Below are 25,013 nucleotides of genomic sequence, written 5' to 3'. Positions count from 1 at the left end.
TCCAAGGAATAGAATATGAACGCCTGTGCTGATGTACCTCAAACGATTAATTATTTCGCCCCAGAGTTAAGTTGGCTGTCTTTTAACGATCGCGTATTACAAGAAGCGCGAGATAAAAGTAACCCAATTATTGAGCGCATTCGTTTTTTGGGGATTTTTTCAAATAACATGGATGAGTTTTTTAGAGTTCGTGTTGCCGATGTTAAACGTCGTATTTTATTAAACAAACTCCCTGATACCAACTTTGATGAAGACGAAATTTTACTGACTCAGATTCAACAAAAAGTACTGCAGTTAGGCAAAAAATTTAACCAGATCCACGAACAAATTTTAAAAGATCTGATTGCTCACAATATTCATGTTGACCGACCTGAGCAGCTGAGTGAGTTTCATACCAATTGGTTAAGAAAGTTTTTCTTCGATAACGTATTACAGCATATCTCACCTATTTTATTAGATGAAAACAAAGATTATTCAGATCAAATCAACGATACCATGACGTATATGTTTGTTGAGATGAGTAATGACAAAAGCCATTACGCCATGCTTGAAGTGCCAACCGATCGCGTGCCTCGATTTATTATTTTACCGCCTGAGAAAACTCGTCGTCATAAAACTATTGTGATGTTAGACGATATTATTACCTTCTTCTTAAGTGATATTTTTAGTAGTTTTTTTGACTTTGATAACATTCAGGGTTACGCCATAAAATTAACCCGTGATGCAGAATACAACCTCGATGATGAATTAGAAGAAGGTATTTTAGATAAAATGTCTAAGGGTCTTAAACAACGCATTTATGCCGAGCCAGTGCGATTAGTTTATGATCAAACAATGCCTGAATCGATGCTCAAAGTAATGAAGAAGCGCTTAGGCGTTACTCACCACGACGCCTTGATCCCCGGCGGCCGCTACCGTAATTTTAGAGACTTTATTGGTTTTCCCAATGTTGGCCGTCAATATTTAGAGAACAAACCACTGCCCGCTTTACAAAGTACAGCCTTTAACAACCATGCCAGTATATTTGCAGCGATTAGTCAACAAGATATCTTACTTTACTATCCGTATCATACATTTAACCATTTGCTAGAGTATGTTCGCCAAGCTGCATTTGATCCTAATGTGACACAAATTAAGGTCAACATTTATCGCGTAGCGAGCAAGTCACGGCTTATATCGTCACTTATTAATGCCGCAAAAAATGGCAAGAAAGTAACGGTAATGGTTGAGCTTAAAGCACGTTTTGATGAGCAAAATAATATTGAGTGGGCAAAAGTGCTCAGTAGTGCCGGTATTAAAGTTATTTTTGGCATTCCTGCACTCAAAGTACACAGTAAGTTATGTATTGTGCACCGCCGCGAGAAAGGCCAAATCGTTAAGTACGCCCATATCGGCACTGGCAATTTTCACGAAAAGACCGCAAAAATCTACACTGACTTTAGCTTATTCACTAAGCATCAAGGCATTTGTGATGAAAGCGATAGCGTATTTAAATTTATTGAAAGTAGCTATAAACCCTTTGTATTTGAACACTTAATGATTTCGCCAGTAAACGCAAGACAACTGCTAATTGGTTTAATTCATCAAGAAATTGCTCATGTCGAAAGTGGTAAACAAGGTAAAATAACATTAAAAATAAATAACTTAGTTGATAAAGAGCTAGTCGATTGTTTGTACTTAGCGGCGCGTAGTGGGGTTAAAATTAGGATTATAGTTCGTGGTATGTGCTCTTTAGTACCGGGCCTTACTAACTTTAGCGACAACATCCGCGTTATTAGTATTGTTGATCGTTTTTTAGAGCACCCACGCGTGATGGTGTTTGCTAATAACGGTGATGAAAAAGTGTATATTTCATCCGCAGATTGGATGACTCGTAACCTTGATCATCGGGTTGAAGTGGGTGTGCCTATTTATGATGAAAAGCTCAAACAACTGATCATCGATGTACTTGAGCTACAATTTAAAGATCGCACCAAAGCGCGTATTATTGATAGTGAGCAAAAGAACCATTATGTAAGACGCGGAAATCGTAAGAAAATTCGCTCGCAAATTGCAATTTACGATCACTTAAAAAAATGGGAAGGCAATTATAATAATGAATGATTATCCCTCAATAGCTGCGGTCGATTTAGGCTCCAACAGTTTTCACTTGGTCGTTGCCAGAGAAGTCGATGGCTCTTTGCAAATTCTTCACAAAGAAAAGCAACGGGTTTATTTAGCTGATGGCTTAGATGATAGAAACCAACTAAGCCAAACTGCGATAGACAGAGCATTGGCTGTATTGAAACAGTTTGCCAACACGCTGCAAGACTTTCCAGCAAGTAACGTAAAAATAGCCGCAACCTATACATTACGACGTGCTAAAAATATTAATTCATTTTTAACTCAAGCAAGTAACGTTTTCCCCTACCATATTGATGTGATCTCAGGTCAAGAGGAAGCCCGGTTAATTTATCAAGGTGTTGCTCATTATATTCATCATGATGAAAACCGTTTAGTGATTGATATTGGCGGCGGTAGTACCGAGCTCATTATTGGCAAGCATTTTAAACATAAGCTGCTCTCAAGTCGCAATATGGGCTGCGTAAGCTATACCAAGCAATTTTTTGCCGATGGTATTATTAACGACAAACGTTTTAACAAAGCACAAATAAAAGCCGAGCAAGAACTTGAAGTTATTTTTGCCAATTATATTAATACTGGCTGGCAATCTGTAGTGGGCACCTCCGGCACTATAAAATCAATACTTGCGATGATCAGTGCTAATGACCCTGAACAAAAAAATATCACCTTAGAGCGGTTACTTGAACTAAAAACCCAATTTATTGCTGCAAAAACCATTGATAACTTATTAATTGAAGGTTTAAGCCCTGAGCGCCAAGTAAGTATTTGTGGTGGCTTGGCTATTTTAATTGCTATTTTTCAGCTATTTAATATTACTGAAATGGATTATAGCGACTTTTCACTACGAGAAGGCCTGCTCCATGAAATGCAGCAAAAATTAGCGCTTAAAGATATACGTACCAACACTATTGCTAATTTAAGCGAAAGAAACACAATCGATAAGGTTCATGCTCAACGTGTTGCAAACACTGCTGACTGGTTATTCCTACAAGTACAAAAAGAATGGCAACTTGACTCGTTAGATAATCATCAGCTGTTGCTATGGGCTGCACAGTTACATGAGGTAGGTTTAGGAATCAACTCATCGGGCTTACATAAGCATAGTGCGTATGTGGTTGAAAATAGCCAATTACCTGGATTTACGCAGCAGCAACAAACATTGCTTAGCTGCATGATACGCTTTTACCGTAAAAAAGTGCGTTTAGAGCAATTTCCAACGCTACTTTCAGTACCACACTTTCAAATATTGCAATTAATTGTCTTACTGCGATTAGCAGTATTACTTAACCAAAAGCGCTTGAATGACCAGCATCAGGAGTTAGCAGTTTCTGTAAAAGGTAATAGTATGTTATTGCAGTTTCCACTGGGCTGGCTCAGTGAGCAAACCTTGCTGCATGCAGATTTACAGCAAGAGCAAAAGTATTTGAAAAAAGTGGGATTTTTAATCGATTTTGTTTAGATACAAAACGGGATAAGTGCTATCCCGTAAGCTACTTTACTTATCAACTGAATATTATGGCCTGTTGATCTTTGCGGATTAAAATTTGTTCAAACAAGGGGCGGTTTAATCACGGCGTGAGGTTTGTAACCTAGTGGACTAAGTAAAAGCCGAGCAACAAAGAGTAAATCGCCCCTTGGCAGAACCCAAAGGGCAGCGCCTGTTTGGTATTGATGCTGCGTTATCGCCTATTTATGGGGAATAACCACACTACATAGGCGTTGCCTTGCCTAAATACCTAACAGACTGCTGCAAATTTAACCTTGAAAGGTCAACAGGCCCTAGTATCAGTTACATATCCATATGGCGATTAGCGCTTTGTATCATTTGCTTTAAGCCTTGCTGCTCAAGCTCTAGCAATTGCGCTAACTTCTCTTTACCTGCGGGGGTTTCTGCACGACTAAGTAAGTATTCATAAAGGTTGATTACTTTTTTATGCTGCTGAGATAAGTAACCCTGCATGACTTGCTCATCAACACGGGTATCACGATCTAAATCGGTGAAATTGATCAACTCTGGGTTTTCAGCAAAGTACTCGTAACAATAAGTATCTAACGTATTTATTTCGGTGATAGCTTTAAAACCAACCATATCCTCAGCTAACTTTTTTTCGTACTCAACAAAGTAATCGGCGAGCATTCGATTATGCTCCGCTAACCCCTCTCGAAGACTAAAAAAATTTGCCGCCATTTGCGTATGAAAAAGCACAGTCCAATCGTACACTTCTTGTATTGTTTTAACTTGCATGTGTGTTCCTTACTTAATTAAGCCTGCTAACAAGGCTATAGCAAAAACGTGTTATAAGAATATTGCTAAAAACGTGCCATTAAAAAGTTAATTAAAAACAAGTGGGTATTAAAATCCTGTTACTTAAACTCGTATAAGTTACAAGTAACAGGGTAATTTTTATAGGGTGGCGGTAAAAAGGGAGCAACAATCGTAAAAAGCCAAATAAAAAGAGGACAGGCATATATTTTTCAAAAAGTTGTGCACTTCACCTATCAAAGACAAATGTCCTTTTACTAATTAAAAGCCACTATTTACAAGTTAAGAAACATTAAAAATAAAAAAGGACAGGCATATATTTTGTCAGAAGATTTTGTACTTCCCCTATCGAAGGTAATCCTCGCATTCCTTTATTGCACGCTGTTAATTGCCAAACTTCGAGCTGAATAACTTAAAAAGGTTCAACTATTCAACCTGTACCTTTATACCATTTGACATCGTTGCTGGCGGCGTGCTGCTTTAATCGTTGTTTACTGCCTGCAAAATTTGAATATTGATGTCTAAATCGCTTTACGGATTCAAGCCATTGCGCTTCTTCTATATTCAAAGTAAGTAGCGCTTTAGGGACTGTGTGGTTTATATGCCCTTTTTTCTTTGGATCTATGTGTCGGCCACTCCAATCTACTAATTCAATGTAATCTAGCAAGGCAAAGGGAATTGTATGTTTGATGTCATTACCACCAAATGGTTTTAGCTGTGCAGGTTGGCTTTCATGTTGGATATTATCTTTTTGCTTGAGGGACTTATTCGCTTTCATTACGTCTGCGGTAAAAGCTTTGAAATGCGCTATACGCTCTTGAATTGAGGTAAAATCACTGTCTTCGAGGGTATCTGCTATATTTGCTCTGATAGGATTTAAATCGACATAGGCCATGCAACTAAGTACTGCTGTTTGATCTAATAACGCCTGTGACTTATAGCGCCCTTCCCAGTACTTTCCGGTGCAGTTATCCTCTTTATTGGCTTCGCGGGCTATATATTCATTGAGGTTTTTCATATACCAGCTAATGTCATACAACCTTTCTCGCCATTTAGCGATGATCTCATTGAAGAAAAGTAAACTAGGTTCATCTAACTGCTCACCATTTATGTAGCGATCAACCAACATGTGACCATTATAGAGTTGATACCAGCGCTTAATTACTTCTTCATCAGACCACTCAAGGGCTTGTTGCCTATTCACATTTACAACGAGGTGGTAATGGTTGCTCATAATCGCGTAGGCTGCGATTTCGATGGCAAACACGCTACTTAATAGCTTTATTCGCTCTACAAGCCACTCTCTTCGGTGATCAAAGTTTTTACCCGTGTGTTTATCATTTCCACACAAGTATGCTTGTCTAACACAACGAGCGATTAAATGGTAATAGGATGTGGATGCTAAATCAATCAGGTTTTTTCTTGCGCGAGTCATAAAGTATCAGCTCCAGTCAAACTGTATATAATAACAGTAGTTGATACTATGGTTTTTGCAAAAAATTTTGTGCCTGTCCTATTTTATTCATGCTGCCTACAAAAATTGGAGGTAGTCGCAGTAGCTGTTTTACGAGACTCTGCGACTCTGATCAAACAAAGTTTGAGGGGCGCTGTATTTTTAATTCAACTTTATGAATTTATACTCCGCTTACGCCATAGCAAATACACTGCGGGTAGCACTAACAAGGTTAGAACGATGGCGCTGAACATGCCGCCGACCATGGGGGCGGCGATGCGGCTCATTACTTCGCTGCCAGTGCCTGTGCCGTAAAGTACGGGGAGCAAACCGATGATTATGGTTGCGACTGTCATCATCACTGGGCGTACTCGCAGGCCTGCACCTTCTACTATAGCTTGCTTAAGCTCGACAAAGCTAAGCGTTGTGCCGGCTTGTTGTGCTTGCGCGCATTTTTCATTGTAGGCTTGGTTTAAATACACCAACATGATCACGCCAATTTCCACCGCGACCCCGGCAAGGGCAATAAAGCCCACACCCACGGCGACTGAGAAGTTAAAGCCTTCTAAGTACATAAGCCAGATACCGCCAATCATTGCCAGCGGTAGGGTGGCCATTATAATGGCTACTTCTACAAAGCTTCGAAAGTTGAGGTACAACAGCACGATAATAATCGCTAATGTCAGAGGTAATACATAGGCGAGCTTGTCTTTGGCGCGCTCCATGTACTCATATTGCCCCGCCCAAGTTATTGAGTAACCCGCTGGTAGCACTAGCTTTTCGTCAAGCACTTGGCGCGCATTATCTACATAACTGCCAATATCAATGCCATCAATATCAATAAAGCTCCAACCATTTAGCCGTGCGTTTTCACTTTTGATCCCCGGTGGGCCGTCTTCAATAAATACATCCGCCACATCAGCAAGCGCTATACGCTGACCTGATGGGGTTACGATTGGCAATAACATCAGCTCTTCAGGTGAATCGCGGTAATCTTGTGGGTAGCGTAAATTGACTGGATAACGCTCTTGCCCTTCGACCGTTTCGGTTACATTCATACCCCCTATCGCTGTAGCGACCACTTGCTGTACATCAGCAATGTTTAAGCTATAACGAGCGGCTTTTTCGCGATTGATATCCACTTTGATATAACGGCCACCAGCAACACGCTCAGAATATACCGAGGCAGTGCCGGGTACATCTTTTAGTAAGACTTCAATCTGCTGGCCAATTTTTTGAATTTCATTCAAATTTGGCCCCGCGACTTTAATGCCTACTGGCGTTTTAATGCCCGTTGCCAGCATATCAATACGGGTTTTTATTGGCATAACCCAAGCATTTGTCAGTCCTGGGAATTTCACTAAACCGTCGAGCTCTTTTTTCAGTTTCTCTAAGGTCATGCCTTCGCGCCACTGCTCTTTTGGCTTAAGCTGAATAAAGGTTTCAATCATGGTCAGTGGTGCGGGATCGGTGGCAGTTTCTGCGCGGCCTACTTTACCAAACACGGTTAACACTTCAGGCACGCTGGCTATCAGTTTATCGGTTTGTTGTAAAATCTCCCGCGCTTTACCAATCGATAAACCTGGGTAAGTAGTTGGCATATACATTAAATCGCCTTCATCCAGCGGCGGTATAAACTCACTGCCAATTTTATTCACCGGATAAAAACCAATAATTGCTACCACCAGCGCTAACACTAAAGTCATTTTAGGAAAGCGTAAGACCGTATTAAGTAGTGGCTTGTAAGTATTGACCAGTAAGCGATTAACCGGATTTTTTTGCTCTGAAATGACTTTGCCACGTATAAAATACCCCATTAATACTGGCACTAAGGTAATTGCCAAGCCCGCAGACGCTGCCATTGCATAGGTTTTAGTGTACGCCAGTGGTGCAAACATGCGCCCTTCTTGCGCTTCTAAAATAAACACTGGCATAAAGCTGACGGTAATGATCATTAAACTAAAGAACAGCGCGGGGCCGACTTCACTGGCTGCATCGCTCACCACTTGCCAGCGGTTTTCATCCGTTAATGGGGTTTTTTCCATGTGCTTATGCATGTTTTCAATCATCACTATCGCGCCATCAGTCATTGCACCTATGGCAATGGCAATACCGCCGAGCGACATGATATTGGCGTTAATGCCTTGCCAATACATGATGATGAACGCCGTTAAAATCCCCAGCGGTAAAGTAATAATCGCCACTAAGGATGAACGCACATGGAACAAAAATACAATGCAGATAAGCGCCACCACCACTAACTCTTCGAACAACTTGCTGGTGAGGTTATCTACTGCATTTTTGATCAGGTTAGAGCGGTCATACACAGGCACAATTTCAACCCCAGCAGGCAAGCCTTTTTTGAGTGATTCGAGCTTTGCTTTTACCAGCTCTATGGTTTTTTGTGCGTTTTCGCCATAGCGCATTACCACCACGCCACCTGCAACCTCACCTTCACCGTTTAACTCAGCGATGCCTCGGCGCATTTGTGGACCAAGGCGAATATCGGCAACATCGCGTAACTGTAGCGGTGTGCCATTAGCATTAACGCCCAGTGGAATAGCCTCTAAATCAGCCACGCTTTTAATATAACCAGTACTGGTTACCATGTATTCGGCTTCGGCCATTTCTACCACTGAGGCACCCATTTCTTGGTTGCCTTGTTTGATGGCTGTTTGTATTAAACTCAGCGGAATACCGTAGGCACGTAATTTATCTGGCTCTACATTGACTTGATATTGTTTCACCATACCGCCCACTGAAGCCACCTCAGACACCCCAGGGACAGTTTGTAATTCAAATTTTAAAAACCAATCTTGTAAGCTACGTAATTGGCTAATATCGTGTTGATTGGTTTTATCCACCAGCGCATATAAATAGATCCAACCAACACCTGTGGCATCTGGGCCAAGCTCAGCGGTTGCGCTTTCTGGTAAACGACTGGCTACTTGGCTCAAATACTCCTGTACTCGGCTACGAGCCCAGTAAAGGTCGGTTTTTTCATCAAAGATGACATACACGTAAGAATCACCAAAAAATGAAAAGCCACGCACAGTTTGCGCCCCTGGCACTGAGAGCATAGCGGTGGTAAGTGGAAATGTAACTTGATCTTGCACCACTTGCGGCGCTTGCCCAGGGTATGAGGTTTTAACAATCACCTGCACATCAGATAAATCCGGCAAGGCATCAACCGGGGTATTTTTTACCGCAAATACACCGCCACCAATTAGTATTGCGGTTATAAGCAAAACAAAAAAGCGATTAGTCACAGACCAACGAATAACTGCTGCTATCATAACGCCCCCTAGTGTCCGCTGTGTGATTGCATTGAGGGTTCAACATCAATACGGCTAATAACAAATTCCCCCCCTTGCAAACTAAAGGTAAATGTTATTTGTTGTGCAGCTTCAAGCGTTGTTAAATCAACGCTATCAGCAAATACAAAGTCTAGTGTGGCGGGTGCTCGGTGCCATTTTTCGATTGCGCCGCGACTAATATTGGCTACTCGCGTGGTTTTATCAATACTGTTAATCGTGCCCTTTACGGTGGCAGTATTGGCCGCATCAACCATCACATGGCTTGAGTCCATAATATGAATACCGCTTACGACATAACCACCTTCAGCTTGCTTAGTCAGCTCAAAATGCAGAGTTTGACCTGGTTGTAACGCGCTAATATCAACACTTTCAGCAACCATAAAATCCATTGTCATGCTGGGCCAGTCAAGTTCATCTATTGGTTCGTGGCTAATATTCACCATTCGCTGATCTGCCATTACATGGTTGATAACCCCTTTTCCCCACACGCTGGTGATAACTTGTGGCGCTTGCATCCGCTTAAAATCAGAGCTTTTACTTGATTCTGAATCTAATAAGAACTGCGCAGAAGTCACTACTTCATCGTCGGCTTTAATGCCCGCTAAAATTACAGCATCATTATTATCACTACGGCCAAGTTCCACCGCGACTGACTTAAAACGGCCTTCGCCTAGAGCAACAACAACGCGGTCTTGAGAACCTGTGCGGATCACCGCTTGTTTTGGCACAATTAGCTGCTGCTCGCTGGCTTTAGCATGAATGCTCACTTGTGCAAACATGTTCGGTTTTAGTTGGTGATCTTGATTGTTAAAACGTAAACGTACCCGCAGCGTACGGTTTTTGGCATCCAACGTTGGGTATATATAATCAACCTTACCGCGCCAGCTTTGCCCTGCGATGTAATCAAGGGTCATGGTTACGGGTAAGCCTACTTCAATCAATTGTGCTTGGCGTTCAAATACCTCAGCTTCAACCCATACTTCATCCAACTGAGCAATACTCATCATAGAAGTACCAGGCTTTACATAAAAGCCTTCGCGTACATTAAGCTCATCGACCACGCCACTTTGGCGTGCATAAAAGGTAATATTTTGCATCACCTTTTTATTGGTTTGTAAGCGTTCAACAAAACCGTCCGATACATTTAACGCCTTTAAACGTGCCTTTGCTGCACGAATAAGCACAGGGTTGTTACGATTCACCGCCAGTACAAACTCTTCTTGAGCGTTAACTAGCTGTGGAGAATACAAGGTATACAGTGGCTCTCCTTGTTTAACTTGATCGCCTGCGGCTTTAACATATAAGGTTTCAAGCCAGCCTTCTACCCGAGGGTGAATATGCACTTGCTGATCTTGGTTATACTGTACGTAGCCTACCGTGTTCACTTCGCTTTGCAGTGCTTTACGTTGTACTTTGGCAGTTCTAACACCTAGGTTATTGATCACAGCGGGCGAAATTGTCACCGCACCGGGGCCGTCTTGATCGTTCTCTTCGCCTTCTGCATAAACAGGCACTAAATCCATGCCCATAGGCGAGAGTCCTGGTTCATCACGTCGATAGTTACTATCCATTGGCGCCACCCAGTACAAGGGCTTCTTTTCTGTGTTGGTACTGACTGTATGCGTACTATCTGTCAGTAGGGTTAAGCTCGTTGTCGCAATGGCTGCACCAACGAGTGCGGCAATAAGCAATTTTAAATTAGTGTTCATCATGCTCTCCTGCTAATAGCTCGGCCATCACAGCAGCGTCTTTGCTACTGGCGTAATAATTCAGGCGAGCAATAATAATTTGTTGATCTATCTGGATATTTAACGCGTCTATTTTGGCATTGAGTTCACTGATACGGGCGCGCATTACTTCAGAGAAATCACCATCATCGCGGGTGTAGGCATTTAATGTCGCTTGTGCTTGCTCAGCCATTTGAGGCAGTAGTTTAGTTTGATAAAGGGCGTCACGCTTTGCCAACCGTGCTAATTGGCTAAACTCTTTAAAGTACATACCTTTGAGCTTTTGTAAGGCAATCAATTTTTCAGTTTTAACGGCTTCAGCCGTGGCGATCGCGGCATTGACTTGTTGGTCTTGGCGGTTATCAGTAAACAGCGGTAAATCAATACTAATACCGACAGAAAACAGATCGGCGCGGGAGTCACCCATTGGCGTATCGTCACGATAACCATAGCCCATATTCACGCCGAGCTGTGGTTTATAACCTTGCTTAGCAACATCGATTTCAGTTTGCTTTGCCGCGACAGTTTGCTCAATTGCAACGATTGCAGGGTGCGCCATTAACAATGGCATTAGCTGTGTAAACTCAAGCTGGTCAAAATCAACCAATGGTATTATGTCACTGCGATTAGCACTTACCGGTTGAGTTAACATATTGATTGGCAACCATTGTGACAAACGCTTTTTAGCACTTTCAAACTGTTGTTCGAGCATTACTAGCTTATCTTCAAGGCGAGTTAATTCTAACTGGGCGCGAATAATATCTTGCTGGCGAGTATTACCGACCGAGCTGGCATAACTTGATTCTGTAATATCAATCAGCTGCGAGAACAATGCCTTATCTTGCTCAATTAAAGCGATGCTTTGCTGTGCTCGATACGCATTGAGCCAAGATTCAATAACAATGGTTTTTACTTGGGCAAGTCTATCTGCGCGTAACCAAGGATATTGCTGCGCTGATTGTGCTAACGCATGCTGTTTCAGCGCAAGGCTATCACCACGACTAAACATTTGACTCACGCCCACTTTGAACTGAGTCATTCCTTCTTGATCAAAGGCAAAGCCATCTGTAGGAAGGTTCATTAGCCCAACAGTCAAAACGGGATCTGGCAACGTGCCCGCCGCTAAGCTTTGTGCTTGCACTGCTGCTTGCTGATACTTATTGGCTGTTAACCAAGGTTCATTATTAAGTGCATAGCTAAGCGCTTGTTCAAGACTTAACTCATTACTGTATGCTGGGTTTGCCGCTGCTAGCAAAATCGCTAAAAAAATGGCTTTAAATACTGCTAAGTGATTCATCACTTACTCCACTAAAATTAAAAAAAGGATTAAATTTAGAGGCAGAAAAGGTGATTTATATAAATTTTAGACGCACCTATCCTGCAATTAAGCAGACATAGGAGGGCGGTAAAGCGAGCTGGCTATACGGTGTTGATTTTGCGAGATGTGAAGTTGTACTTTTTCAGACGGCGATAATAATGTGGTAAATAAACCATCCATACTCAGCATTGAATGTGCAGAGCATGCACTAACAGGGCAACCACATTCTTGATTGGCTGTTGTGTCGTCATCACAACAATCCATATTCATCATGCCAGCAGACATATCATGATGCATATCATTATTATCCATCATGCTTGACTGTGAGTGACTCATGTGGGGCATTTCACAACTCATAGTTACAGACGCAACAGCTTGACCCACTAAAGTGAGTAACAAAACAATGGTCAATAAACTAAGGTAAATACGTTGCAAAAAAGTGCCTTTTAAAATTAGGTTCTAGGTTCTAGGGAATTTTATGTTAACTTATTCACTAACACAAACGTTTAACTGTTTTTTGGTTCAATCTTAATTAAATTACTGGCGGCGATGGCAAATAAACAATACCCGGTAAAATACCAAAAACCAGCGCCAAACTCTGCGTGCATATTGATAAGTTCGCCCATTTGGCCTTCTGCGTTACCGGCTAAGTAGGATACGATTAACGCAATAACAAATACATCAACCATACTCCATTTACTTAAGCCTTGTATTACTTGACCGAGAAGCTGCTTAAATTTATTCACGGGTAAAAAAATATATAGCAATTGCATCAATAATTTTAAGGTTGGTATCACTATCGAAAAAAATGCCACCAGCACGGCAACTAAATAGTTTTTATTATTAGCCAGTTCGTTAACCGTGCCCCAAATACTGCGTGTTTTTTTATAGGCACTAATTTCGCCTTCGAGCTTGTCTAGACCCAACATGCTTGAAGCCATCATTAACATATTACGGGTATTACGGTCGCCCTCATCTGCCAACATTTCAATCCCGGTTTGTGCTAGCTTTGACTTATCTATTTTTCCCTCTAAGCTCAAAACAGGCTGAGTTACACCAGGAATAAGCAGTGCTAAAGCAATTAAAATCGTGGTAAATGGTAATAATAAACGCATGTAATATCTTCATAAGATAAGTTAGTTAATGCGCATAATACTCAAGTGCTTATTCTTGTTCAATAATTGATGCTAATACGTCGTCCCCGTACTGACGGGCGCTGAGCATCGCATTATAAACCACTTCTATTTCGGAGGCTGGGCGAATTGTTTCCAGCAGCTTTTCAGCCAAAGGCCAATTATCTTCTTCTACTGCCCGCGCTAGTTTAAGGGTCGCTCCCAACATACCATTAAAGTTGAGTAATGCGCTTGAAAGCTCATCACCTAAGCGAAACTCCTGCGCTATTACATCAAGCTCCATATTTAAGATCGCATCAAGTACCGACATCAGCCCAACCAAGTAGCCTTGCTCTGACATCTCTTGGCCACCCGGTTGTAACATCAACAACATAAAGTGCGCACGTGTTAATCCCAGTTTGGTTAATTCACTGGGTTTATCAACCCCAAGTTCACTCAGCGCTAATACCCTAACAAATTGGCGTATTGCATCTTCGCCTAAATAAATAACCGCCTGAGAAATTGAAGTAATAACTAAATTCTGACTTTTAGAACGGGCATTCACTAATTTCAATATACGAGCCGTTAAACCAACATCTTTAGCAACACGTTGATGCACCTCATCAAAGTTTAGATCTGAGCGTGATGTACAGCGCAATAAATCAAACACAGCCAGTTTCGAGGGTTCAACATTATGATAAGTAAGCATTTCAGGACGCGCGAAAAAGAAGCCCTGAAAGTAATCACAGCCGGCACTTTTTAAAAGCGTAAATTGTTCATGGGTTTCTATACGCTCAACGATAATTTTCACATCAGGAAATCGGCGCTTGAGCTTTTTCAATAGCATATTGGTTTTAATAATAGGCTCTTCGACTTCGAGCTTAATATAATCGACTAAGCCTAAAAGTGGTTCCCATTTAACATCGCCATCGTAATCATCTAAGGCAAACCGATAGCCTTCTTGCTTTAAAGATTTAATACGTTTTGTCATTTTCGCTATATTATCTGCACGCTCAACTATCTCGATTACAGCGCTGCTTGGTTGCAACAGTTTAGGGAAGTCTTCTAATAAGGCATCTGTTGAAAGGTTAATAAATGCACGATGATTTGCGGTGAGCTTATCAATACCTATCAACATTAAGGCATTAAAAAACAACCGCCCAGTAGCTTGGCCGTCGGTTGTACCAACAGGAAAAGCGTTATTAATCGAATCTCGATAAAGTAACTCATATGCATAAAGGCCTGTGTCAGCATCAAAAATTGGTTGCCTTGCTATATATAGAGTAACAAGGTTTGGCATATCGGCTGTTATCTGCGTACTCAGCATATTATTTCCTGCTAATAATTCTAGCGACTTATGCCAGCTAAATTGTTGTTATTTTATCGATTCAGTATAGTTAATTTTTTTCAGCTTGCCTAAACTTAAACATCGGTAACCAGCCTAATCAACTCAATGCCAGCAAAATACTGTGCGCTTATAGTAATTTATATACCCACACATAAATAATGGATATGTTCTAATTTACTCTACAATTGAGTACAATAGCTACTTACCTTTAAGTTTACCTCCCTTACAAGAGCCCGATATGAGCATAGAACAGACCTTAGTTGAACGCAGCAATACCCAATGTGAGTTATGTGCTGCGAGTGAAAATCTTTCTGTATACGAAGTACCACCTGTTACAGAAGCTCATTCAGATAAATGCATTTATACCTGCCAAACGTGCAAAGACCAAATTGAAAACAACATTGAGCTCACCCCAACTCATTGGCATTGTTTAAACGACAGCATGTGGAGTCAAACACCAGCCGTTCAAGTGGTTGCTTATAGAATGCTTACCCGCTTAGCACCTGATAATGGTTGGGCGCAAGACGCACTAGATATGATTTACTTAGAAGAAGACACACTAGCCTGGGCAAAAGTTGCATTAGCAGAAGACGATGATATTAAGCATGTTGATAGCAATGGTGTAGTCTTACAAGCAGGCGATACAGTTACACTAATTAAAGACTTAGATGTTAAAGGAAGTAGCTTAACGGCTAAGCGCGGCACTGCGGTTCGCAATATCGGCTTGACGAGCAACCCTGAGCATATAGAAGGACGTGTAGACGGTCAGCGCATTGTTATTTTAACCAAGTTTGTTAAAAAATAAGCGCGTCTAGCGCTTTTTCTTGTGTTCCAACAATTAAGCTATTATTAAGTAACTAAGTCGTACACTTATAGCTAGTTAAGAATCCACCGATTTCATTCACCCCAAGGAATAAGCCATGCTATTACATAAACCAAATGCAATTTTAAAATCGATTGTTGGTATGAGTCTATTAGCCAGCAGTGCTGTTGTACTTTCAGGATGTCAAAGCCAACCTGAATCAACTGAACAAACTACTGAAGATGCAGCTATGGCCACGTTAACTACGCAAATTACCTACCTTGATCGCAGCATGCTGCGCCCGGGCGCGCAACTGACAGTAACCCTTGCTGACGTATCAAAAATGGATGCTAAAGCTGAAGTGATCAGCCAGCAAACTATTGATATTAATGGTGCACCACCTTACACGGTAGAGCTTAGTTATGATGCGAGTAAAATGGATCAACGTCACCGCTATAGCGTCATGGCACGGATCACTAATCAAGACCAACTATTATATGTAAGCACAACCCATAACAACCCGTTTGAGCAATCGCAACAAACCACTCCTTATGAGGTTGTGGTGTCTAAAGTAGCGCCGCAAAAACCTAATGTCGATTTAGTAAATACGTACTTTAAAGCGATTACTTTGAATGGCGAAAAAGTAATCGTAGAAACAAAAGAGCCCTTTATTCAATTTAGCGCTGATAACAAAAGCCATGGTTTTTTAGGTTGTAACAACTTTACTGGTAGCTACCAAGTAAATCAGCAAACACTTAAATTTAGCCCACAAGCCAGCACAAAGAAAATGTGTTTTAAAGGTATGGAACAAGAAGCGGCAATGTCAGCAGTATTACAAAATACCGCACAGTGGGAAATTAAAGGTGAATTACTTCGTTTGAAAGATCAGCAAGGAAACGAACTTGCAACTTTTAAAGCAACTTACTTTTAAATATAACGCATAGACATCAAACGCCCAGCTCTGCTGGGCGTTTTAGGTTATTCTTCAACTAACTGTTCGCTACGGTAAAAACCAGACGAGTCGCTTAGCAGACTTACCAGCTCTGGTAATATCTTATCCATCGTTTGTTTAAGCTTCCATGGCGGGTTAATTACGATCATTCCTGATGCCGTCATACCATGTACTTCAGTATCCGCTGTGGTAGCCAGTTCAAATAACTGAATATTACGCATACCTGAGGCAATTAAGCCCTCTTCCATACGCTCAATTCGCTCTCTATCAACCACTGGGTACCAAATCATATACGTGCCTGTAGCAAAACGCTGATAAGCCTTGGTTAGCGTTTTAACAACGGTATCGTAGTCGTCTTTAATTTCATAGGGTGGGTCAATTAATACGCACGCGCGACGCGACGCAGGAGGCAATAAACCAATTAAACCTGCAAAACCATTCTCACCACGAACACGGATCGAACGTTTGCCGCTCATGTTTTCTTGCAGTAGCGTTAAATCCCGCGGATGCAATTCAAAAAACCAGCCCTTGTCTTGGCGACGCAAAAAATGCTCGGCAATTTTTGGAGAGCCGGGGTAAAAAGCCAACTGCGCCGAGTTATTAAATGATTTTATCAATTCGATATAATCATTTAGCGCTTGGTGTTCGCTATTATGTTGGTAAAGCTTAGCGATACCATCAAGGTATTCTTGGGTCTTTTGCGCATCGGCACCTGCCAATTCAAAAAAACCAGCCCCTGAATGGGTATCGATATAGTCCAATGGCTTATCTTTAAGTGTTTGGTAGCTCAAGACTTGAGCAAGGACCAAATGTTTAACCACATCGGCTGGGTTTCCAGCATGAAATGAGTGTCTATAACTAAGCATAATGTTATTTCGCTATAAATGGTTTATTTAAATAAACCCATTGAAGTTGGTTATATTCTACAACATAAAATGCCGAGGGTCATAAATTGCTGGTGCTTGAATTCAAGATTAAGTGAATCACTTATGAACAAATCAGGCGCTAGCCTGAACAGCTCATTAACATTAAATAAAAATCAGCTAAAACGCACGTAAATGCTGGCATATAAAGCAACTTTGCTTTACATTTGCATGACAATAATCACAGTTTTATGAGCGCCTTAATGAATAACGATACCCTTTCTCAACTAGAACAATTGATCGACCAATTAATTGGTCAAAATTCACAGCTACAAGCTCAGGTTAGCGAGCTTAAAGAAAAAAACAGTAAGTTAATCGATGAAAATGAAATTCTTCAACTTGAAGTCCTCGAAAGTGAAGAAAAACAAAAAGACACCAGTACAACGTTAACTGGTTTACTTGAGAAGCTACAAAGCGTCCAACAGGCTAGCTAATGTCTGAGCTGCAAAACCAGCGAGTCACCGTTGAGTTGCTTGGTAAAGAGCAGCAATTTGCTTGCCCTGCAGGACAAGAAGATGCCCTCATTGCATCAGCCAAATATTTAAATGATTTGGTTGAACAAATGAAGCAACGCTCAACCGTGCGAAATGATCAAAAAGCCTTATTAATGGCAGCTTTGAACATGAGCCACGAGTTACTTGAAGCGAAAACGCAGCAAAGCGTTGAACAACAACAACAAGATCAGCTCATTGATAAACTAAGTGCTTACTTAGGACAATCATCAACCAAATAAAAAAGCGCCCTGCGCTTTTTTATTATCTCGCTATTTCCAGTATCAATTCCAAACAAAATCCGCTAACTTTGCTATTTTATTGTTGGCTGCTCAGGTTGTCACTATGACCCATTATTTTTATTCTCCCATGAAATTTATTACGTTTTTACTGCTAAGCTGCTTCTGTGTTGCAGCCAATACAACTGCTGCACCAACGCAATGGCGCACTATCTCTGCAAATGTACAATTTTTAGAGCAGTCGAGTAATTTACGTTTTTATGATTCAAACCAAGTGCTTATTCAGGGTGATAAATGTGCATTAATGTTTGATGCCAGTGGCGATTTTGCCGCTGTTGAAACGACCATTGAACACCTAAAAAATACCTTAACGACTCCTTTATGCTACTTGGTTGCTAGCCACTTTCACGATGACCATTTACTGGGGATGGCTATTTTGCAACACCACTACCCTGACGCCCAACTAATTGTTCATCAACAGCTTGCAACTGAGTTTCAGACTCTGCAAAAAGCCTACTCTGATAAATTGGACAGTTATGAAAAAAGCATTGAACTGAGCTTGCAACGCTTATCACAGCAACCAGAAGCCCAGCAGCAACAGTGGCGCGATAAGCTCAACTTAGCGAAGCAACGATTGCTTCGTTGGCGCCAATACCAACTGCAAGCACCCAATATACCAGTCTCTCAGCCGCTCACGCTGGAGCTTGGTAACTATCCTGTCATTATTAACGCCTATCAAGCTCATACCAACGCTGATCTAACTCTCAGCGCCGAAAACCATCGTATTTTAGTTGGCGCAGATCTCGTTGACTGGCTACCCTATCCAGGTCACGGTAATTTTAATAGTTGGATAAAAGTACTGTCGCAACTACACAGTGATAAACGCATTAAACTAATTCTTCCAGGACACGGAGGAGTACTTAAAGTCGATGATTTACAACAACCTTTAAGCTTTTTACAGGCTATTGAAGCGCATGTATTAGCGCACCCACAACAAGACTTAACTCAATTAGAACACAGCTTTGATCAACAATTTGCTAAAGACTATCAAATCGACGAAATATCCAAGAAAGCTTATCCTCTGTTCCTACAGGCTGGACTTAAACGAGCGAAACAGTCAAAATAACGACTGCACGCGGATGTGCTAGACTTTTAAAAGGATATTAATTTAGTGATTTTTATGCGCAGTTATCTCTTAGCCCTATTAATGTTGTTACTGTTGCTTACTGGTTGCCAGACAACAGAGCAACCTGTAGAGCCAAGTGATGCACCGCAAGCCCCAATTATTTTTAATCACTTTAAGCCAACACATACCCCGCAGCCACTGGCTGACAGCGAACAGAAAAAACAAACAATAAAATTAAAAGCACCATCGCAACAAGCTACAAAACAATCTCAAGCAAGCAATCGCAGTCAAGACTTATGGCAGCATATTGCTGATAAATTAACCATCAAAGTGTATCTAAACAAAGCTCTCAACAAACGTATTTCATGGTATACCAAGCAACCTAATTACTTACAGATAGTCAATGAACGTGCTGCTCCGTACCTTTATCATATTGTCAGTAAAATTGAGCAACGTAAGTTACCGATGGAGTTAGCCTTGTTACCTTTTGTTGAAAGCGACTTTAGGCCCACCATCAGCTCATCTGAGCAGGCGGTTGGAGTATGGCAATTAGTCGGTGCGACAGCCCATCACTTTGGGATCAAATCAGATCAATGGTATGACGGTCGCAAAGATGTCTTGGCCTCAACCGATGCAGCACTGGCGTATTTAGAGTATTTATATAAACAATTTGATGGCAATTGGTTGCATGCATTAGCGGCCTATAATAGTGGCGAAGGACGAGTAAAACGCGCAATTGCCGAAAATAAAAAGCGCGGTAAAAGCACTGATTACTGGACTTTAAAATTACCAAAAGAAACCTCCGAATACGTACCAAAACTACTTGCACTAAGCTACTTAGTAAAACACCCAAACCGCGGCTTGACTCGCCCTAAGCTGGCGAATAAAGCACTAACAACTGAACTAAATATTGGTCAACAATTTGACTTTTCAGTGATAGCCAACCTATCAGGCATCGGTCGTAACCAGTTACATAAACTGAATCCAGGTTATTTAAAAAATCAAAGTTCTCCCAACGGCCCACACACTTTATTACTCCCATTACAGCAACAAAGCTTACTAAGCAGTCAATTTTTTAAGAGTAATTTTGCTGGTGAATATACGGTGAAAAAAGATGACACCTTATATTCAATAGCTCGCCGCTTTGGATTATCGGTGGAAAAACTTAAAGCTATAAATAATAAACATTCCAACCTAATTGGTATTGGTGAAACCCTAATGATTGGACAACCTCGCACTATGCCCGATTCATTAACGATTGATTATAGAATTAGCCCTTACCTTGAGCAGAATGAAATGGCGATCCCAACGATTGCGATCCACTATCAAGTAAAACCAGGCGATACCATCTGGGGAATTAGCCAGCTATACGACGTGCCGCATAGTGATTTAGCGCAATGGAATCAACTCAATGCCTCCAGTATTTTAACACCAGGTACGCAACTGGTTTTACATTTACCACAAGCAACGAAAACGGCTCCTCAAATACACAATGAAGGTTTACTTTCTGAACTTGAAAAAACCTTAAAACAACCGCACTAACCAGCAGTTTCACATCACTCGTATTTAGCGTAAAATTAGTTTTTCATTTTAGTTAAATTAAAGAGATCAGCATGCAAATTAGCAAAAACTCGGCCGTGGAATTTCACTACACATTAAGTGAAGCAGGCGAGCAACTAGAAACAAGTACAGGTAATGAACCATTAAGTTATATCCACGGCCTTGAAGGCATGCTGCCAGGTCTTGAAAAAGCCCTTGAAGGTAAATCTGCGGGTGACACTTTAAGCGTGACTTTAGAACCAAGTGAATCATATGGCGAGCGTGTTGATGATCTTATTCAGCGCATTCCACTTAAACATCTACAAGGTGACACTAAAGTGTGGAAACCAGGCATGACAGCGATGGTTCATTCAAACCAAGGTCGTCATCAAGTAACGATTGTAAAAGTAGGCCGCTTCAATGCTGATTGTGATTTAAATCACCCATTTGCAGGCAAAACACTGACTTTTGATGTGCAAATACTTAGCGTGCGTGAAGCAACCAACGAAGAATTATCTCATGGTCATGTGCATAGCGAAGGCGGCTGCGGCCACAACCACTAAGGAATTACTATGTCAAAGGTTGCTATCGTTACGGGCGGCAGTAAAGGCATAGGCCTAGCTGTGGTTGCACGCTTTTTAAAGAATGGTTATCAGGTACATAACTTAGATATTGAAAGTGGCGAGCTAGGTATTTGGCACCACTGTGATGTTAGTAATGTGAGTGCTGTAAAGCAAGTTATTACAGATATTGCCAATCAAGAACAACGCATCGATGTATTGGTATCGAATGCGGGCCGTCATTTAAGTGCAACGATTGAGAATACCGACGAAACAACCTTTGATAGCTTATTTGCCTTAAATGTAAAAGGTGCATACGCAGCAATTCAGAGCGTTTTACCGAGCATGAAAGCACAGCAACATGGGGCGATTATTTTAATTGCCTCAGATCAAGCAATTATCGGCAAAACCAATTCATTTGCTTACAATTTAACAAAGCATGCCTTAGCATCAATAGCCAAAACCACAGCTCTAGATTACGCGCAATATAATATTCGCGCTAATGCTGTTTGCCCTGGCACCATAGAAACACCACTATTTCATAATGCGATTGATGCCTACTGCGCTCGCAGTGGCGCAGATAAAGCAAGCATCGTTGCCGAAGAAGGTGCTTTGCAGCCGCTAGGTAGACTCGGCCAAGCTGATGAAGTAGCGGCACTTGTTAACTTTTTAGCCAGTGATGATGCCAGCTTTATTACTGGAAGTTTGCAAACCATTGACGGTGGCTACACAACACAATGAGTGAACGTATTATCGATCCCCACGTGCACTTTTTTAATTTAGCACAGGGGCAGTACGATTGGTTGCAAGGTAACAATCCGGTCAGCTGGCCAAATTTAGCAAAAATTAAAGCACCTATAACCGCAGCGCAATTACAGCAACAAACCCAGTTTGAACTGGCAGGCCTAGTGCATATTGAGGCAGGTTATGATAACCAACAACCCATCAACGAATTACTTTGGTTAGCTGAACATTTAGCAGATCAAAACTATAAAGCAATTAGCTTTGCCAAAATTGATGGTCATCCTAGTAACTTTAATGCTGCTATTACTGCATTATCACACCCCTCCTTGATTGGTATTCGAGATATTACACAAGGCAGCGACGCCATACGTTTAAGCAATTCTAACTGCCTAGAAAACCTAGCTTTACTAAGCAGTGAGCAGTTAATTTTCGAAGCACAATTTGCAATTGAAAACCTTGCAATAACACAACACATTGTGAATTATTGCCATCAACTACCGCAGTTACAGATCGTTATAAACCATGCAGGTTTGCCAAATGACTTATTAGACTGGCAGCAAGGGATCCGCCAATTAGCACAAATAGCCAATTGCAGGATCAAGTTTTCAGGATTTGAATTATTTCCTGCACTTTCACAAAACCTGCAACAACTGTGCTTCGAGTTTATTATTAAGCACTTTGGTTTACACCGAGTAATGTTTGCTAGTAACTTTCCAGTGTGCCAAATCAATGCAAGTTATCAACAATGTTGGCATAGCCATTATCAGCGCTGTACTAGTGACAATATGTGGTCACAACTTAGCTACAAAAACGCACAGTACTGCTATCAAGTTTAATTAAAACCCGCTATATTTAAGCTATGTTGTATTAAAATAAAGTATAAATATGGCTATTTCATCAACAAATAAATTCGCGTTAGGGCTTATTAATTGCTCTTTGCTAGTACTGCTCAGCGGCTGTGGTGGCGGTAGTACAATGACCGACAACAATAACAGCAATGGTGATGGCGACACTGGTAACAGTATCAATTGGACTCAAGGTGTATTCCAACCATCAAGTAACTTTGATCAACAATGCCAAGCACTAAACGAAAAGCATTGGCTGCGATCATGGAGCAACGAAACTTACCTTTGGTATGATGAAATAGTCGATCGTGATCCTGCCCTCACTCCCGCTGTGAGCGACTATTTTAACTTATTAAAAACCGAGCAGATTACTGACTCTGGCGCTAAAAAAGATAACTTTCATTCCAGTCTACCAACCGCACAATGGGAAGCACAAAGTCAATCTGGTGTAACGTTTGGCTATGGTTTTAAAGTGAAGTTAATAAGCCCATCAGCGCCGCGCCAAGGTGTGATTAGCTATACGGAGCCGAACTCACCTGCAAGTAATGCAAATCTTGCTCGTGGTTTTGAGATTTTAGAAGTTGACGGCGTTGACTTTGTTAATGCCAGCACGCAAGCAGAAGTAGACACCCTCAATGCAGGTTTATTTCCAACTCAAACAGGGAAAAATACGACCTTTTTATTTAAGGACTTAAACACTGACGAAACGCGTGAAGTCACTTTAACCTCGCAAACAATTAGCTCTAAACCTGTTACAAACGTAAAAACCTTAGCCGATGGCAGCGTAGGCTACTTTCAGTTTAATAGTCATAATGCGGTGGCTGAAAAACCACTTTATGATGCTTTTAATAATCTAAAAGCCAGTAATGTCACTGATTTAATTATTGATATTCGTTACAACGGCGGTGGTTTCTTACAAATGGCAAGCCAAGTTGCTTACATGATCGCAGGAGCTGAGAATACCAATGGTAAAATTTTCGAAAGAACGATTTTTAACGATCAGCACCCCACTTTTAACCCTGTCACTGGACAACGTTTAGAACCTGTGATGTTCACTGATGAATTTCTTGGCTTTGCTGATAACCCAGCATTAATACCTGGCACCCCGTTACCGACCCTTAATTTAGAGCGCGTTTATTTATTAACGACCGCTAGCACCTGCTCAGCCAGTGAAGCGATTATGAATGGCTTACGCGGAGCTGATGTTGAAGTCATTCAAATTGGCGCTGGCACTTGCGGTAAGCCCTATGGCTTTTACGCAACCGATAACTGCGACATCACTTATTTTAGTATTCAATTTACCGGCGAGAACCACAAAGGCTTTGGAGAGTATGCTGACGGTTTTGCACCACAAAATACCACTGACAACGCCCGTTTACCTGTTAGTGTAGAAGGCTGCGCAGTGGCTGACGACTTTAGCCATCAATTAGGTGATCCTGAAGAAGCAATGCTTAAAGCAGCACTTAATTACCGTGCAAGCGGCAGTTGCCCTGTTGCAAGCTCAATAGCCAGTAAGCAGGGCTTTGCACCCGCTCGCTTTAGCGACACGCCAGCTGTACAAGACACCCGCGCCGCAACTTTGGCTGAGCAAAATAAAATATTGCCAAGCCAGTAAGTTATTAAGGCCATAAGAATGCTAAACAAAAAACTCTATTTCATGATAACGGCAGTACTGCTCTACGGTTGTACAACAGCAGAAACTGCCACGCCCAAATTACAGCATGCATTACTAACAAAACCGCAAAGCGAGCTTATTGCCCAAGGTATCGCTCGTCTGATGCGCACTGATAATATTGCACTGGCTGATGATGTATTTATGCAGCGCAGTTTACTGGTGGTCGATAACGTTACTAAACTCGATGAGTTTGGTAACCCAATCATGGGCAAGCAACTCAACATGCCAGACCGCTATGAACTACTCATTAAAAATGATCTGTGCTTTGTAAGGCATTTAGACAGCAAAGCCACAGAGCCATTGCCGGATGTGAAATGTAAGGTGAATTATAACTAGGTTCGAGGTTCGAGGTTCGAGGTTCGAGGTTCGAGGTTCGAGGTTCGAGCAAAATTGTAGTGCAGTGAATGTGTAAGAAATAGTTTTAAAAGAACAAGTGGATAAGCTTTATGTAAAGC

The 25,013-nt window shown here is 41.4% G+C and carries 22 protein-coding genes; 13 read left to right on the top strand and 9 right to left on the bottom strand.

Annotated features, from left to right (window positions below):
• Positions 1-15: 15 nt before the first annotated feature.
• Together ppk1 and CWB85_RS20460 are read left to right on the top strand one after the other, a co-directional pair.
• Positions 16-2,103 carry a polyphosphate kinase 1 gene (gene ppk1, locus CWB85_RS20465; protein ID WP_138555895.1) on the top strand — a complete coding sequence of 696 codons (2,088 nt, stop codon included), beginning with the start codon at positions 16-18 and terminating at the stop codon, positions 2,101-2,103.
• A complete protein-coding gene (locus CWB85_RS20460; RefSeq protein WP_016709167.1) occupies positions 2,096-3,583 on the top strand; it encodes a Ppx/GppA phosphatase family protein in 1,488 nt (495 codons plus the stop codon). The genes ppk1 and CWB85_RS20460 overlap by 8 nt, the downstream gene beginning before the upstream one ends.
• A 330-nt stretch (positions 3,584-3,913) precedes the next feature.
• Here the strand turns inward: CWB85_RS20460 and CWB85_RS20455 are convergent, their stop codons facing one another.
• From CWB85_RS20455 to CWB85_RS20420, 8 genes are all read right to left on the bottom strand, one after another.
• Positions 3,914-4,369 carry a hypothetical protein gene (locus CWB85_RS20455; protein WP_016709166.1) on the bottom strand — a complete coding sequence of 152 codons (456 nt, stop codon included), beginning with the start codon at positions 4,367-4,369 and terminating at the stop codon, positions 3,914-3,916.
• Positions 4,370-4,817: 448 nt separating this feature from the next.
• Positions 4,818-5,822, bottom strand: a complete 1,005-nt coding sequence (locus tag CWB85_RS20450; RefSeq protein ID WP_171039044.1) for an alpha-amylase family glycosyl hydrolase — start codon at positions 5,820-5,822, stop codon at positions 4,818-4,820.
• Between the two features lie 191 nt (positions 5,823-6,013).
• Positions 6,014-9,136 carry an efflux RND transporter permease subunit gene (locus tag CWB85_RS20445; protein ID WP_138555894.1) on the bottom strand — a complete coding sequence of 1,041 codons (3,123 nt, stop codon included), beginning with the start codon at positions 9,134-9,136 and terminating at the stop codon, positions 6,014-6,016.
• 8 nt (positions 9,137-9,144) lie between these two features.
• Positions 9,145-10,866 carry an efflux RND transporter periplasmic adaptor subunit gene (locus CWB85_RS20440; protein ID WP_138555903.1) on the bottom strand — a complete coding sequence of 574 codons (1,722 nt, stop codon included), beginning with the start codon at positions 10,864-10,866 and terminating at the stop codon, positions 9,145-9,147.
• Positions 10,856-12,181 carry a TolC family protein gene (locus tag CWB85_RS20435; RefSeq protein WP_016709162.1) on the bottom strand — a complete coding sequence of 442 codons (1,326 nt, stop codon included), beginning with the start codon at positions 12,179-12,181 and terminating at the stop codon, positions 10,856-10,858. The genes CWB85_RS20440 and CWB85_RS20435 overlap by 11 nt, the downstream gene beginning before the upstream one ends.
• An 87-nt stretch (positions 12,182-12,268) precedes the next feature.
• Positions 12,269-12,637, bottom strand: a complete 369-nt coding sequence (locus tag CWB85_RS20430) for a hypothetical protein (protein WP_138555893.1) — start codon at positions 12,635-12,637, stop codon at positions 12,269-12,271.
• Between the two features lie 71 nt (positions 12,638-12,708).
• Positions 12,709-13,317: a paraquat-inducible protein A gene (locus CWB85_RS20425; RefSeq protein WP_016709160.1), complete on the bottom strand. Its 609-nt coding sequence runs from the start codon at positions 13,315-13,317 to the stop codon at positions 12,709-12,711.
• A gap of 49 nt (positions 13,318-13,366) precedes the next feature.
• Positions 13,367-14,641 carry an EAL and HDOD domain-containing protein gene (locus tag CWB85_RS20420; protein ID WP_138555892.1) on the bottom strand — a complete coding sequence of 425 codons (1,275 nt, stop codon included), beginning with the start codon at positions 14,639-14,641 and terminating at the stop codon, positions 13,367-13,369.
• A 259-nt stretch (positions 14,642-14,900) separates the two neighbouring features.
• On the opposite strand from CWB85_RS20420, the gene CWB85_RS20415 reads away from it, so the two are divergent.
• Entirely contained in the window at positions 14,901-15,467 is a 567-nt protein-coding gene (locus CWB85_RS20415) for a PhnA domain-containing protein (RefSeq protein WP_016709158.1), read from the top strand.
• 115 nt (positions 15,468-15,582) lie between these two features.
• Entirely contained in the window at positions 15,583-16,395 is an 813-nt protein-coding gene (locus CWB85_RS20410) for an META domain-containing protein (RefSeq protein ID WP_016709157.1), read from the top strand.
• Positions 16,396-16,442: 47 nt separating this feature from the next.
• Here CWB85_RS20410 and CWB85_RS20405 read toward each other — a convergent pair whose 3' ends face one another.
• On the bottom strand, positions 16,443-17,282 hold the full coding sequence (locus CWB85_RS20405; RefSeq protein ID WP_016709156.1) for a 23S rRNA (adenine(2030)-N(6))-methyltransferase RlmJ: 840 nt from the start codon (positions 17,280-17,282) through the stop codon (positions 16,443-16,445).
• 260 nt (positions 17,283-17,542) lie between these two features.
• On the opposite strand from CWB85_RS20405, the gene zapB reads away from it, so the two are divergent.
• From zapB to CWB85_RS20360, 9 genes are all read left to right on the top strand, one after another.
• Positions 17,543-17,773, top strand: coding sequence for a cell division protein ZapB (gene zapB, locus CWB85_RS20400; protein ID WP_029216176.1), 231 nt, complete (start codon positions 17,543-17,545; stop codon positions 17,771-17,773).
• Positions 17,773-18,072: a cell division protein ZapA gene (locus CWB85_RS20395; protein WP_016709154.1), complete on the top strand. Its 300-nt coding sequence runs from the start codon at positions 17,773-17,775 to the stop codon at positions 18,070-18,072. Before zapB ends, CWB85_RS20395 begins: the two co-directional genes overlap by 1 nt.
• Before the next feature lie 103 nt (positions 18,073-18,175).
• Positions 18,176-19,195 (top strand): MBL fold metallo-hydrolase, encoded by a 1,020-nt coding sequence (locus CWB85_RS20390; protein ID WP_249314935.1) that lies wholly within the window; start codon positions 18,176-18,178, stop codon positions 19,193-19,195.
• Between the two features lie 54 nt (positions 19,196-19,249).
• Positions 19,250-20,737, top strand: a complete 1,488-nt coding sequence (locus tag CWB85_RS20385) for a LysM peptidoglycan-binding domain-containing protein (RefSeq protein ID WP_138555891.1) — start codon at positions 19,250-19,252, stop codon at positions 20,735-20,737.
• Between the two features lie 71 nt (positions 20,738-20,808).
• Entirely contained in the window at positions 20,809-21,297 is a 489-nt protein-coding gene (locus tag CWB85_RS20380; RefSeq protein ID WP_138555890.1) for an FKBP-type peptidyl-prolyl cis-trans isomerase, read from the top strand.
• Between the two features lie 9 nt (positions 21,298-21,306).
• A complete protein-coding gene (locus CWB85_RS20375; protein ID WP_138555889.1) occupies positions 21,307-22,035 on the top strand; it encodes an SDR family NAD(P)-dependent oxidoreductase in 729 nt (242 codons plus the stop codon).
• Entirely contained in the window at positions 22,032-22,874 is an 843-nt protein-coding gene (locus CWB85_RS20370; protein ID WP_016709149.1) for an amidohydrolase family protein, read from the top strand. Before CWB85_RS20375 ends, CWB85_RS20370 begins: the two co-directional genes overlap by 4 nt.
• Before the next feature lie 49 nt (positions 22,875-22,923).
• Complete coding sequence (locus CWB85_RS20365; RefSeq protein WP_138555888.1) at positions 22,924-24,498, top strand: S41 family peptidase; 1,575 nt, start codon at positions 22,924-22,926, stop codon at positions 24,496-24,498.
• Positions 24,499-24,516: 18 nt separating this feature from the next.
• Positions 24,517-24,894, top strand: a complete 378-nt coding sequence (locus CWB85_RS20360; protein ID WP_138555887.1) for a hypothetical protein — start codon at positions 24,517-24,519, stop codon at positions 24,892-24,894.
• The last annotated feature ends 119 nt before the right edge of the window (positions 24,895-25,013 follow it).

Origin of the sequence: Pseudoalteromonas sp. S1727, from assembly GCF_005886375.1 — a bacterium.
GTDB lineage: Bacteria > Pseudomonadota > Gammaproteobacteria > Enterobacterales > Alteromonadaceae > Pseudoalteromonas > Pseudoalteromonas haloplanktis.
Note: the sequence above shows the minus strand (reverse complement) of the source record. Positions and strands in the feature narration are given on the sequence as shown.